Source organism: Streptomyces sp. DH37 (assembly GCF_029813835.1).
Lineage (GTDB): Bacteria > Actinomycetota > Actinomycetes > Streptomycetales > Streptomycetaceae > Streptomyces.
Window position 1 is genome coordinate 1 of sequence record NZ_JARVKV010000080.1, and the last position, 13,124, is coordinate 13,124.

11 protein-coding genes are annotated in these 13,124 nt (G+C 74.3%); 4 read left to right on the forward strand and 7 right to left on the reverse strand.

Translation table 11 applies throughout. The annotated features are described in order from the left end of the window. Positions 1-83 precede the first annotated feature (83 nt). Positions 84-755, reverse strand: coding sequence for an endonuclease NucS (gene nucS / locus QC029_RS27290; protein WP_279558492.1), 672 nt, complete (start codon positions 753-755; stop codon positions 84-86). A 229-nt stretch (positions 756-984) separates the two neighbouring features. Between nucS and QC029_RS27295 the strand changes: the two genes are divergently transcribed. Beyond that, a complete protein-coding gene (locus QC029_RS27295) occupies positions 985-1,377 on the forward strand; it encodes an SCO5389 family protein (RefSeq protein ID WP_279558493.1) in 393 nt (130 codons plus the stop codon). 30 nt (positions 1,378-1,407) lie between these two features. On the opposite strand, the gene QC029_RS27300 is transcribed toward QC029_RS27295, so the two are convergent. Beyond that, entirely contained in the window at positions 1,408-2,517 is a 1,110-nt protein-coding gene (locus QC029_RS27300) for an LLM class flavin-dependent oxidoreductase (RefSeq protein WP_279558519.1), read from the reverse strand. Positions 2,518-2,792: 275 nt separating this feature from the next. Here QC029_RS27300 and QC029_RS27305 point away from each other — a divergent pair, with 275 nt between their 5' ends. After that, positions 2,793-3,116, forward strand: coding sequence for an ATP/GTP-binding protein (locus QC029_RS27305; RefSeq protein ID WP_279558494.1), 324 nt, complete (start codon positions 2,793-2,795; stop codon positions 3,114-3,116). 29 nt (positions 3,117-3,145) lie between these two features. Here QC029_RS27305 and QC029_RS27310 read toward each other — a convergent pair whose 3' ends face one another. The 5 genes from QC029_RS27310 to mce all read right to left on the reverse strand — a co-directional run bounded on the left by QC029_RS27310 (position 3,146) and on the right by mce (position 10,631). Beyond that, on the reverse strand, positions 3,146-4,093 hold the full coding sequence (locus QC029_RS27310; RefSeq protein WP_279558495.1) for an ABC transporter permease: 948 nt from the start codon (positions 4,091-4,093) through the stop codon (positions 3,146-3,148). After that, the gene (locus QC029_RS27315; RefSeq protein ID WP_279558496.1) at positions 4,090-5,331 is read right to left on the reverse strand and encodes an ABC transporter ATP-binding protein; all 1,242 of its coding nucleotides are present in this window, start codon (positions 5,329-5,331) and stop codon (positions 4,090-4,092) included. Before QC029_RS27315 ends, QC029_RS27310 begins: the two co-directional genes overlap by 4 nt. Before the next feature lie 262 nt (positions 5,332-5,593). Beyond that, positions 5,594-6,544 carry a cellulose-binding protein gene (locus QC029_RS27320; RefSeq protein WP_279558497.1) on the reverse strand — a complete coding sequence of 317 codons (951 nt, stop codon included), beginning with the start codon at positions 6,542-6,544 and terminating at the stop codon, positions 5,594-5,596. A 123-nt stretch (positions 6,545-6,667) separates the two neighbouring features. Next, positions 6,668-10,051: a polarized growth protein Scy gene (scy, locus tag QC029_RS27325; protein ID WP_279558498.1), complete on the reverse strand. Its 3,384-nt coding sequence runs from the start codon at positions 10,049-10,051 to the stop codon at positions 6,668-6,670. Positions 10,052-10,199: 148 nt separating this feature from the next. Further along, positions 10,200-10,631 (reverse strand): methylmalonyl-CoA epimerase, encoded by a 432-nt coding sequence (gene mce / locus QC029_RS27330; RefSeq protein WP_279558499.1) that lies wholly within the window; start codon positions 10,629-10,631, stop codon positions 10,200-10,202. A gap of 137 nt (positions 10,632-10,768) precedes the next feature. On the opposite strand from mce, the gene QC029_RS27335 reads away from it, so the two are divergent. Beyond that, on the forward strand, positions 10,769-11,995 hold the full coding sequence (locus QC029_RS27335; protein ID WP_279558500.1) for an acetyl-CoA C-acetyltransferase: 1,227 nt from the start codon (positions 10,769-10,771) through the stop codon (positions 11,993-11,995). 166 nt (positions 11,996-12,161) lie between these two features. Further along, positions 12,162-13,121, forward strand: a complete 960-nt coding sequence (gene meaB / locus QC029_RS27340) for a methylmalonyl Co-A mutase-associated GTPase MeaB (protein WP_279558501.1) — start codon at positions 12,162-12,164, stop codon at positions 13,119-13,121. Positions 13,122-13,124 lie beyond the last annotated feature (3 nt).

Consider the following 13,124-nt stretch of genomic DNA (forward strand, 5'->3'; position numbering starts at 1 on the left):
GGCCGGAACCGCGCTGGACGCGGTTCCGGCCGGGGGCGTGCGGGATGTGCGGGGCGGGTGGTGTGCGGAGCGGGGACGGCGGCTCAGAACAGCCGCAGCTTGTCGTCCTCGATGCCGCGCAGCGCGTCGTAGTCGAGGACGACGCAGTCGATGCCGCGGTCCGTGGCCAGCACGCGCGCCTGCGGCTTGATCTCCTGGGCCGCGAACACCCCCCGCACCGGGGCCAGACGGGGATCGCGGTTGAGCAGCTCCAGATAGCGGGTGAGCTGCTCGACGCCGTCGATCTCACCGCGCCGCTTGATCTCGATGGCGACGGTGGCCCCCTCCGCGTCCCGGCACAGGATGTCCACCGGCCCGATGGCGGTGGGGTACTCGCGCCGTACCAGCGTCCAGCCCTCGCCCAGGGTCTCCATTCGGTCAGCGAGCAGTTCCTGGAGGTGCGCCTCCACACCGTCCTTGATCAGACCGGGATCGACGCCGAGTTCGTGCGAGGAGTCGTGCAGGACCTCCTCCATGGTGATGATGAGCTTCTCACCGGATTTGTTGACCACCGTCCAGACGTTGACTCCGTCCTCCTCACCCTCTTTGAGGGTGCATGGCGGAGACATCCAGTTGAGGGGCTTGTAAGCCCTGTCGTCCGCGTGGACCGAGACCGATCCGTCGGCCTTCACCAGAATGAGGCGGGGGGCCGACGGGAGGTGGGCGGTGAGTCTTCCGGCGTAGTCCACGGAGCAGCGGGCGATGACGAGACGCATGGTCGGCCACGCTACTGGACACCGGGCGGCCCACGCGATTCGCCCCTGGTTCTCCCTGTTCGATCACCGTTCGGGGGTGGCTTGTTGTGTGCCCGGGAGCCTGGTGCGGCCGTACGCACGGGCATAACGTTGCAGCCCGGGCGTCGCCGTACGAGATCATCCGGTTACGCGCGGCCCCATTGTCCGTCCCTGAGGTCCCGGTACGTCCGGGATCGCGAGAGGAGAACCCATGTCGCTCGACGTCTCACCTGCCCTCCTGGAACAGGCCGAGCGAGGCGAGGTCGACGAGGCGGCCTTCGTCGACTGCGTCCGTACGTCCCTGCCCTACGCGTGGGACATGATCAGCTCCCTGGTGGCCCAACTCAAGGTGGACGGCGGGGACTTCGCCGACAACCAGACGCCGCCGCCGGACGAGCAGGCACGGGGGCAGCTGCTGCGCGCGCTCGCGAGCGACGCGATACGCGGCGCCCTGGAGCGCCACTTCGGAGTGAGACTGGCCTTCCAGAACTGCCACCGGGTCGCGGTCTTCCAGCCGGACCCCACGGCGGACGAGCGGCTCGCCCGCTTCACCTCCATCCGCGGCCAGCTCCTCAACCAGTCGCCCGAACTGCGCGACTGCTGACCGCGGCCGGGCACGCGGACGGACGGCCGGTCACAGTGCCGTGCCCGGCCCCGTACCCGCTCCCGGATCCGGCGTCCACGGGGCACTCGACGGCGCAAGCGCTGCCGCTGCTCGGGGGAGGAGCGGCAGCACCTCGGCGCCCAGCCGCTGGACGTTCAGCTCGGTGCCGGCCAGATCGCCCGAGCCCTCGACCAGCAGCGCGAACCGGCCGATCCCGGTCCGCTCGGCGGTGGCCGCGAGCCGGTCCGCGCACAGCCGGGGCGGGCCGACCGGATGCAGCCCGCACAGCAGCTCGGTGTAGGCGAGCGGATCGCGCATCGCGCGCGCCCTGCCGTCCACGGTCGTGTGGGCCTCCAGCCCCTGCCGCAGCCAGCCGGGCATCGCCTTGGTGAGCGTCTCCACGGCCTCGTCGCGGGTGTCGGCCACCTGCGCGACCCCGGCCGACACGTGCCCGGCCGACGCCACGGCCTGCGGATCCACCCCCGCCGCCAGCGCCTCGCGCCGCCACAGGGCGACCATCCGGGCCTTCTCCTCGTCCCCGCAGTGCATCCCCAGGAGCATCGGCAGCCCGCGCGCCGCCGCCAGCCGCACGGACGCGGGGGAGGTGCAGGCGACCAGCACGGGCGGTTCGCCCGGTGCGCCGATGCCCTGGTCCGGGCGCGGTACGACGGGGACCTCGCGGAAGCGGTAGCGCTCGCCGTCCGCGCCGACGCGCGGCTCGCGCAGCCAGCGCAGCAGCAGGTCCAGCGACTCGGGGAAGCCCCGTTCGTACGCCTCGGCGCCGCCGCCGAAGACCTCCAGGTCCACCCAGGGACCGCCGCGGCCGACGCCCAGGGTGAACCGGCCGCCGGAGAGGAGGTGCAGCAGCGCCGTCTGCTCGCCGAGGGCGACCGGGTGCGCGGTGGGGAGCACGCTCACGGCGGTGCCCACCCCGATGCGCCGGGTGCGCCCCAGCAGCAGCGCGGCCAGGGTGACCGCCGACGGGCAGACCCCGTAGGGGACGAAGTGGTGCTCGGCCACCCAGACGGCGTCCAGTCCGGCCCGCTCGGCGGCCTCCGCCGAGCGTACGGCCCGGTGGAGAGCCTCTCCCTGCCCCTGCCCGGGGAACTGCCCCGCCAGCACGAAAGCCCCGACGCGCATCGCCACCGCCTTCTGATCGGTACCGAGACCGCCCTCGGCACCGCCCCCCGCGACGGACTCCCCCGGGTGGTCCTCCTTGGAGGCAACAACGCCTGACACGTGCCAAGGGCACGGCCTGTCGGGAAGTTTTTCAGATCGTGCAAGGAACCCGGGAGGCGCGGGACACGAGGGGCGGCGGGGGCGCGCGGCGCACGGCCGTCCGGGACCTGCGTAGGCTGGACGGAGCAGTCCGCCGGCCGGGCCCGATCGGCCCCCGACACCTCGTGAGGTGCCTCTTGTCCCCGCGTCGAAACCGCCCCCGCGGCGGTGGCAGGTCCGCCCGCCGCGACGAGGAGGCGGACGGCCGCCGCGGTCTGGAGCGCACCGACGAGTGGCACGGCGAGGAGTGGGTGGTGCGGCCGGTCACCGGACAGGCCGCCGCCAAGCACTACCGCTGCCCCGGCTGCGACCAGGAGATCCCGCCCGGGGTGCCGCACGTGGTGGCCTGGCAGCGGGACGGCCGGGTGGACGACCGGCGGCACTGGCACCGGGCGTGCTGGAACGCCAGGGACCGCCGGAGCGCGCGGCTCCAGCGGTCCCGTCAGGCGCCGAGGTACTGACCCCGGCCGGCGCCGCGCCGGGCCGCGCGTCAGACGTCGCGGGTGGAGACGCGGGCGTACGCGCCGATCAGCGCGGCGAGCGTGACGGCCGCCAGCAGCCCGAGCAGCGGCCAGCCGTCGCCGCCCCCGTCGCTCTCCATCGACAGCCGGAACAGCGACGACAGCCCGTTGAGCACCGAGTACTCGCGCAGCTTCTCGCCGAACTCCCGCACGCTCTCGCCGAAGAGGAACAGCGAGACGATGAACGGAAGCAGCACCACCCCGAGCATGGCGGTGATCGCGCCCGGGGTGCTGCGCAGCAGCGTGCCGACCGCCAGGGACAGCAGTCCGAGCAGCGCCACGTACAGCGCGGCGCCGACCGTGGCGCCCATCCACTCGCCGGCGGAGGCGACGGCCTCGCCGGCGGCGACGGTCTCCTCGTTGAGCACCTTCGGGTCGGCGTACTCGGAGACGGGCTTGCCCCCGACCATCGCCGCCTGCACGAGCGCGGTCAGCGTGCAGGCGACCAGCGTCGTCACGAAGGACAGCAGGAAGAAGACCAGCGCCTTGGCGGTGAGCACCCGGGCGCGCTGCGGGCAGGCGGTGAGGGTGGTGCGGATCATGCCGGTGCTGTACTCGGAGGTGACCACCAGCACCCCGAGCGTGATGACGCACAGCTGGCCGAGCATCAGCCCGAAGAAACCGCCCGCGAGCACCGGGGCCGAGGCGTACTCCTCGCTGCCGATGGCCAGGGCCGTGAGCACGCCGATGCCGACGACGAGGGCGAACATGACGGCGAGCGTCCACACGGTGGAGCGCACCGAGCGGATCTTGGTCCACTCCGAGGCGAGGGCGTGCCCGAGGTGGGTGCGCTTGACGGGGATCGGCGAGGCGTAGCCGTGGCCGCCGGAGGGCCAGGCGGCCTGCGGCTGCGGCCCCGTCTGGGGGACGCCCTGCGGCACGGGGGGTGCGGCCTGGCCCTGCTGAGGAGTGGTCATCGGGCGTCCTCGCTGTCGCGCTCGGTCGGTTCGGCGGGGGCGGCGCCCTCCGGCGCGGCGCCGGATGCGGGCGCCTGCGGGGGCTGGTGCTGGGACTGGGGCTGGTGCTGGGACTGGGAAGCCTGCGGGGGCTGCCACGCCTGCTGCGGCGGCACGGCGTACGGGTTCGGCTGCCCGGGGGCCTGCCCCTGGGTCGGCACCGGCGGGGCGTACCCCACCGGCGCGGCGGCGCCCTGCGGCGGCGGCCAGGCGCCGGGGTGCTGCGCCCCGGGCTGCGCGTACCCCACCGGGGCCTGCGTCCGGAGCCCGGCCCGCATGTCCTCGGTGGACCGGTAGTCCACCGCGCCCTGCGTCATGCGCATGTACGCCTCCTCCAGGGAGGCCGAGTGCGGGGAGAGCTCCCACAGCCGTACGTCCGCCTCGTGCGCCAGGTCGCTGATCCGCGGCAGCGGCAGCCCGGAGACCCGCAGCGCCCCGTCCGGCTCCGGCTGGACGTGGCCGCCGGCCTCGGTGAGCGCGGCGGAGAGCCTGTCGCGCGGCCCGGTCTCGCCGTCGGGCGTGCGGACCCGGGCGAAGTCGGCGGAGTTGTGCGCGATGAAGTCCTTCACGGACATGTCCGCGAGGAGCTGGCCGCGGCCGATGACGATCAGGTGGTCGGCCGTCAGGGCCATCTCGCTCATCAGATGGCTGGAGACGAAGACCGTGCGCCCCTCGGAGGCGAGCCTCTTCATCAGGTTGCGGATCCAGAGGATGCCCTCCGGGTCCAGGCCGTTGACCGGCTCGTCGAACAGCAGCACCTGCGGGTCGCCCAGCAGCGCGGCGGCGATGCCCAGCCGCTGGCCCATGCCGAGCGAGAAGCCCTTGGAACGCTTCTTGGCGACGTCCTGGAGGCCGACGACCCCCAGCACCTCGTCCACGCGCCGCGCGGGGATGCCGGAGAGCTGCGCCAGGGAGAGCAGGTGGCTGTACGCGCTGCGGCCGCCGTGCACCGCCTTGGCGTCGAGCAGGGCCCCCACCTGCCGGGGCGCGTTGGGGAGCCTGCGGTACGGGTGGCCGCCGATGGTGACGTGCCCCTCGGTGGGCGTGTCCAGACCCAGGATCATCCGCATGGTGGTGGACTTCCCGGAGCCGTTCGGGCCCAGGAAGCCGGTCACCATCCCCGGTTTCACCTGGAAGGAAAGGTTGTACACGGCCGTCTTGGCGCCGTAGCGCTTCGTCAGGCCGACTGCTTCGATCATGCTTCTTCCGCCCCTGCTGGCCTCTGCGGTCGGGGCGTTCCGCCCCCCGTTTGAACTAGGAGGCTATCGGGGGGTGTCCGGTTCCCGGCAACCGGCGGGACGCCGCCCCCCGGGGCGCCCGGCCGGAAGGACGCGGCGTCCCGGAGACGGCGCCCCGGGGACGGCGGCGCCCCGCACCGTCCGGGAATGGTGCGGGGCGCCGGTCACACCGTCTGCCGGTGCGGCCCTTCCGCCGCGGGGCGGCCCGCCGGGGGGCCGTGCCTCAGCGCGACTGCTGGGCGGGGACGCCGCGGCCCAGCGACTCGTCGCCGCTGTCCGTGCTCGGCTGCCCGGTCGCGGCCACGGCCGCGCCGGTGAGCGTGGCCAGCATCTCGCGGACGTTGGTGAGCTGGGCGTTGATGCTGTCGCGGCGGTTGGTGAGCGCCGCCAGCTCGCGCTCGGACTCGCTGCGGATGCGGTCGGCCTTGGCGTTGGCGTCGGCCACGATGTCCTCGGCCTGGCGCTGGGCGGTCTCCACCGTCTGGCGGGCGCGGCGCTCGGCGTCGGTGCGCAGCTTCTCGGCCTCCAGGCGCAGCTGCTCGGCGCGGTGCTCGATCTCCGCCAGCCGCTTCTCGGCCTTGGCCTGACGCGACGCCAGGTCGCGCTCGGACTGCTCGCGGCGCTTGGCCAGGTTGGTCTCGAAGTCGGCGGCGGCCTGGGCGGCCTTGGCCCGGGTGTCCTCGAAGAGGGCGTCGGCCTCCTCGCGCTTGGCCTGGGCGTCCTTCTGCGCCTCGGCGCGCAGCGTGGCGGCCTCGTCCTTGGCCTTCTCGACGATCCGGACTCCCTCGTCCTCCGCCTTGGCCTTGCGGTCGGAGGCGTACGCCTCGGCGTCGTTGCGCACCTGCTGGGCGGCGGACTCGGCCAGCTCCCGGTGCTGCTCGGCGGCCCGGCGGGCCTCCTCGCGCAGGTCCTTGGCCTCTTCCTCGGCGAGCCGGAGGATCTTCTCGACCCGGGCGCCGAGTCCGGCGTACGACGGCTCGGAGTCGTTGATCTGCGCCTGGGCGTTCTGCGTCTCGAGGTGCAGCTCCTCGATGCGCTTCTCCAGCGATGCGATACGGGCCAGCGCGTTGTCACGGTCGGCGACGAGCTTCGCGATGCGGTCGTCCACCTGCCCGCGGTCGTAACCACGCCGCACGAGCTCGAAGCCGAAGGGAGACGAAGTGTCGGTGCTCATGGGGTTCCTGTCGGTCAGACGGGGTCGGACGGGAGAGTGATAGAGGGAATCCTAGGGGGGAAAGCGGCGTGTCTTCGAGAAGATGCCGGTTTGATATGCAGAATGTACGCCCGTTCGAGTGGCTCAGTTCTTGCCCTGTTTGCTGTTGCCATGCACCGCTCCCGCTCCGACACCGGCCTTCACGGCTCCGTTTGACCCCCCGTCAGAGCCCTTTCCCCCCTTGCCGTCCCTGCCCCTGCCGGGCGCCTCGAACGACTCCAGCGCCTCCAGGACGTCCTGGACGCGCGAGATCTCGGCGTTGATGTCCTCGCGGCGGCGGGTCAGCACCTCCAGGTCGCGCCTGCCCTTCTCCAGGGTCCGCTTCGCCTCGGCCTCCGCCTCGGCGCGCACCTTCTCGGCCTCGCGGATGATCGCGGCCTTCTTCTGCTCGGCCTCCTTGAGCAGCCCCTCCGCCTTCTTCACCGCCGCGATGCGGACCCGGCTCGCCTCGGAGTCCGCCTCCGACCTGGTCCGGCGGGCCTTCTCCTCGGCCTCGGCCAGCTGGTCGCTCGCCGCCTTCACGAGCTTGTCCACGCGCTCGCCGGCGGACCGCACCGCCTCGGCCGCCTCCCGGCGCGCCCGCTCGTGCAGTTCCTCGATCTCGGTCTCGGTGCGCGAGCGCAGCTCCTCGGCCCGCTCCCGGATGGCGTTGGCGTCGCGGCGGGCCTCCTCCAGCATCGTGTCGGAGTCGCTGCGGGACTTCTCGACCAGCGCGGTGCCCTCCGCCCGCGCCTCGGCGCGCACCCGCTCGGCCTCCTTGCGGGCGGCTCCGACCATGGTGTCCGCCTGCTCCTCGGCGGCCGCCGCGATGCGGACGGCCTCCTCCCGGGCCTCGGCGACGAGCCGGTCGGCCTGCTCGGCCGCGTCGCCCAGCTTGCGCGCCGCCGCCTCGCGGGCCTCGTCCCGTACGCGGTCGGCCTCGGCGCGGGTGCGCTCGGCCTCCTGGTCCGCCGAGGTGCGGACCCGCTCCGCCTCGGCGATCGCCTCCGAGACGGTGCGCTCCGCCAGCGACTTGGCGGCGTCCGTCTCCTCCTTCGCGTCCCGGCGCAGGGTGGCCGCGGCGTGCTCGGCCGCGGACCGCAGACCGGCGATCTCCTCCTCGGCCTGCTCGTGCATGCCCGCGACCGCGTCGCGCACCTGCTGGGCCTTCTGCTCGGCGGCGGCGACCAGTTCGGCCGCCCGCCGCTCGGCCTCGGCCACCAGCCGCTCGGCCTCGGCCTGCGCCTCCTCGACCCGCTTGCGGGCCGAGGCGAGCAACTCCTCGCTCTGCTCCCGGGCCTGGGCCCGCTCCCGGTTCGCCTCCTCGCGGGCGTCGGCGAGCAGCTCCTCGGCCTCGCGGCGGCGGCGCAGCGCCTCCTCCTGGGCCGCGGCCAGCGCCTCGGCGGCCTCCGCGCCCATGCGCTCGGCGGCCGCGTTCGCCTCCGCCCGCACCCGGTCGGCCGTCTCCTGGGCCTCGGTGCGCAGCCGCTCGGCCTCGGTCGCGGCCTCGGTGCGCAGCCGCACCGCCACGTTCTCGCCCTCGGCGCGGGCCTGGGCGGCGTCCGAGACCGCCTCGGTGCGCAGCCGGTCGGCCTCCTCCTCGGCCTGCTCCCGCAGGGCCCGCAGGCGCTCCGCCGACTCCGCGCGCAGCCGCTCGGTCTCGGCGCGGGTCTCCTCGCGCAGCCGCTCCGCCTCGGTGCGCGCCTCGCGCAGCCGCTCCTCGGCCGCGGACAGCCGCTCCTCGGCCTCCGCGCGCAGCCGCTCCAGCTCCGCGTCGGTCTCGGCGCGGCGGGCGCGTACGGCCTCCTCGGTCTCCTCGCGCAGCCGCCGGCCGGTCCGTTCGGCCTCCTCGCGGGTCTGCTCGGCCTGCTCCTCGGCCGCGGTCCGCAGCTCCTCGGCCTCGGCGCGGGCCCGCTCCAGGGTCTCCTCGGCCTGGCGGCGCAGGACGGCGGCCCGCTCGATCGCCTCGGTGCGCACCCGCTCGCCCTCGGCCACCGCGGCGCCGCGGGTCTCCTCGGCGTCCGCCTTGGCCTGGCTGAGCAGCTCCTCGGCGCGGCTGGCGGCCTCCTCGATCTGCTGGACGGCCTCGCGGCGGGCCTCGCCGCGGATCCGCTCGCCCTCCTCGACGGCCTCGGCGCGCAACTGCTCGGCCTCGCCGCGCAGCCGCCGCGCCTCCTCCTGGAGCTCGACGGTCTTGGCGCGGTACTCCTCGGTGTCGTCCTTGGCCGCGCCCTTGAGCTGCTCGGCCAGGTCGTGCGCCTCGGCGCGCAGCCGGTCGGCCTCCGCCTCGGCCTCCGCGCGCAGCCGCTCGGCCTCCTCGGCGGCGGCCCGGGTGGTGGCCTTGGCCTCCTCGGACGCCTTGGTGAGCACCTCCTCGGCCGTGCGCGCGGCCTCGGCGAGCTGGGCGGCCGACTCCTCGGCCGACCGGGCGCGGGCGCTCTCGCGGGCCTCGGCGATCAGCCGCTCGGCCTCGGCGCGGGCGTCGGCGCGCACCTGCTCGGCCTCGGCCTTGGCGGTCTCCGCCTCCTTGGTGGCCTCGGCGACCATGCGGGCGATCTCGGCCTTGGCGGTGCGCCCGCGCTGCTCGTTCTCCGACTCCGCGTCGGCCAGCCGCCGGGCGGCGGCCTCGCGGGCCTCGGCCAGGACGCGGTCGGCCTCGGCGCGGGCCTCGCGCAGCGCCGTCTCGGCCTCCTGCATCCGCTGCTCGGCCTGGCGCGCCAGGGCGGTGGCCTCGCGGCGGGCGGCCTCGGACTCGGCGGCGGTGGAGGTGCGCAGCCGCTCGGCGTGCTCGGTGGCCTCCTGGGCCTGGGTGGAGGCGGCGTTCAGCAGCCGCTCGGCGTCCGCGCGGGCCCGGCGCAGCAGCGCCTCGGCCTCGGTCCTGGCGGTCTCCGCCTCCGAGGTCATCCGCTGCCGGGACTGCTCGGTCAGCCGCTGCACCTCGGCGCGGGCGGCGGCCAGGGTCTGCTCGGCCTCGGCGCGGGCCTCGTCCATCAGCCGGCGGGCCTGCGACTCGCTGCGGGCGCGCAGCTGCTCGGCCCAGGCGACGTTCTCGTTGACGTGCGACTCGACGGTCGCGCGGCGCTCGGCCAGCTCCTCGTCCAGCCGCTGGCGGCGGGCGACCGCCTCGGCGTGCAGCTCGGCCTCCATGCGGGCCTGCCGCTCGGCGTGCTCCTGGAGGATCCGCTGGGTCTGGGCGCGCGCCTCGCGCAGTTCGCGCTCGGCGTCCGCGCGCAGCTGCTCGGCCTGCACCTGGGCGTTGCGCAGGAGCTGCTCGGCCTGGTGCGACAGGTTGTCGTAGCCGGCCGGGCGCGCGGCGAGGGCGCGGCGCGCCTCGTGCAGCTTGGCGCGCAGCACTTCGACCTGGTAGCCGAGGTCGCCGGCGTGGTCGACCGCCTTGTCCCGCTCGTCCTTCAGCCGCTTCATCTCGGCTTCGAGCTGAGAGAGGTGGTCGAGGTGGTCGTCAGCCTCGTAGCGGTCGTAGCCCCGCACTGCGCGGTCCCATCCGTCCCCTGGTCGTGGTGAAGGTGAACTGACCCTTCGGAGAAATGGTGTCAGATCATCGGCGGAACATGGGACGGGCCCCAGCCAGCCCGTAGCCCCGGCCGAACGGCCACTCTACCGGCCGGGGGAGCGGGCGTCAGTGGTGTGAGGAAGCGGAGGTGACCAGTTCGGTGAGGACGCCGTGGCAGTCCTTGGGGTGCAGGAAGGTGATGCGCGAGCCCATCGAACCGGTGCGCGGCTCGTCGTACAGCACCCGGACGCCCTTGTCCCGGATCGCCTCGGCCTCGCCGTCGACGTCCGCGGTGCCGAAGGCGATGTGGTGCACGCCCTCGCCGTGCCTGGCCAGCCACTTGGCCACGGTGGAGTCCTCGCGGACCGGTTCCAGGAGCTGGAGGTAGGAGGCGCCGCCGTCGTCCGTGCCGTTGATCCGCAGCATGGCCTCGCGCACCCCCTGCTCCTCGTTCACCTCGGTGTGGAACACCTCGAAGCCGTAGGTGGCACGGTAGAACTCGACGGTCCTGTCCAGGTCGAAGCAGGCGATACCGATGTGGTCGATGCGCGTCAGCATGGAGACAGTGCACCGTCTCGGCGCGTGGTTACGCAACGTGCGCACGGTCACACCGACCGACCGGTGACCCGGGCCCGTACCGCTCAGTACATTGGCGATAAACCCTCGTTAACTCCCTGCTCCGAAGGGGCCGCACCGTGACCGAAAAGACGAACCCCGAAACCAGCTCGGCGTCCGCCACCACCTCCGTGATCGTCGCGGGCGCCCGTACGCCCATGGGCCGTCTGCTGGGCTCGCTGAAGACCTTCTCCGGCGCCGACCTGGGCGGCTTCGCCATCAAGGCGGCCCTGGACCGCGCGGGCATCGGCGGGGACCAGGTCGAGTACGTGATCATGGGCCAGGTGCTCCAGGCCGGGGCCGGGCAGATCCCCGCGCGCCAGGCCGCCGTGAAGGCCGGCATCCCCATGAACGTCCCGGCGCTGACCGTCAACAAGGTCTGCCTGTCGGGTCTGGACGCCATCGCGCTGGCCGACCAGCTCATCCGCGCCGGCGAGTTCGACGTGATCGTCGCCGGCGGCCAGGAGTCCATGACCAACGCCCCCCACCTGCTGCCGGGGTCCCGCGAGGGCTTCAAGTACGGCGCGCTGCAGATGCTGGACGCCATGGCGCACGACGGCCTCACCGACTCCTTCGAGAACGTCGCCATGGGGGAGTCCACCGAGAAGCACAACACCCGTCTGGGCATCGGCCGCGCCGAGCAGGACGAGATCGCCGCCCTCTCCCACCAGCGGGCCGCCGCCGCGCAGAAGAACGGCCTGTTCGACGCCGAGATCACCCCGGTGGAGATCCCGCAGCGCAAGGGCGACCCGGTCCTGTTCTCCCAGGACGAGGGCATCCGGCCCGAGACCACGGCCGAGTCCCTGGGCAAGCTGCGCCCGGCCTTCGCCAAGGACGGCACCATCACCGCCGGCAGCTCCTCGCAGATCTCCGACGGCGCCGCCGCGGTGGTCGTGATGAGCAGGGCCAAGGCCGAGGAGCTGGGCCTGGAGTGGATCGCCGAGATCGGCGCCCACGGCAACGTGGCCGGCCCGGACAACTCCCTGCAGTCGCAGCCGTCCAACGCCATCCGGCACGCCCTGAAGAAGGAGGGGCTGGACGTCGGCGACCTCGACCTGATCGAGATCAACGAGGCGTTCGCGGCCGTCGCGGTGCAGTCGATGAAGGACCTCGGCATCGACCACGAAAAGGTGAACGTCAACGGCGGCGCGATCGCGCTGGGTCACCCGATCGGTATGTCCGGCGCGCGCATCGTGCTCCACCTCGCCCTGGAGCTCAAGCGGCGCGGCGGCGGCGTCGGCGCGGCGGCGCTGTGCGGCGGCGGCGGCCAGGGCGACGCCCTGATCGTGCGGGTGCCGAAGAAGTGACGGCGCGGTCGCACGGGCCCGTACGCACCGGTACGGGCCCGTGTGACCGGCGGCACGGCGGCGCGGAAGCGGCGCGGGAAGAATGACGGGGCCGGATCAGGCGGCCGACGACAGTGGCCGACGAGCGGCCGACGAGCGGCCGATTATGGCGAGGAGCGCAGCACGCATGGCGGTGGACGTCCCCGGACTGGTGGAGCGGGCACGGCAGGGCAAACCCCGGGCCGTGGCCCGGCTGATCTCGCTGGTGGAGGGGGCGTCCCCGCAGCTCAGGGAGGTCATGGCGGCGCTGGCGCCGCTGACGGGCAACGCCTACGTCGTCGGTCTGACCGGCTCGCCGGGGGTGGGCAAGTCCACCTCCACCTCGGCGCTGGTGACCGCGTACCGCAAGGCCGGCCGGCGGGTCGGCGTCCTCGCCGTGGACCCGTCCTCCCCGTTCTCCGGCGGCGCGCTGCTGGGCGACCGGGTGCGGATGTCCGAGCACGCCTCCGACCCGGGCGTCTACATCCGCTCCATGGCCACCCGCGGCCACCTCGGCGGCCTGGCCTGGGCCGCCCCGCAGGCCATCCGCGTCCTGGACGCGGCGGGCTGCGACGTGATCCTGGTGGAGACGGTCGGCGTCGGCCAGTCCGAGGTCGAGATCGCCTCGCAGGCCGACACCTCCGTCGTCCTCCTCGCCCCCGGCATGGGCGACGGCATCCAGGCGGCCAAGGCCGGGATCCTGGAGATCGGCGACGTGTACGTGGTCAACAAGGCCGACCGCGACGGCGCCGACGCCACCGCCCGCGAGCTCAACCACATGCTCGGCCTCGGCGAGGCCCGGGGGCCCGGCGACTGGCGCCCGCCGATCGTCAAGACCGTCGCCGCGCGCGGCGAGGGCGTCGACGAGGTCGTCGAGGCGCTGGAGAAGCACCGCGCCTGGATGGAGGAGCGCGGGGTGCTCACCGAGCGCCGCCGGGCGCGCGCGGCCCGCGAGGTGGAGACCATCGCGGTGACCGCGCTGCGCGAGCGCATCGGCGACCTGCGCGGCGACCGGCGCCTGGGCGCGCTGGCCGAGCGGATCGTGGACGGGACGCTCGACCCGTACGCGGCGGCCGACGAGCTGGTCGCGGGGCTGACGGGGGAGTGACCC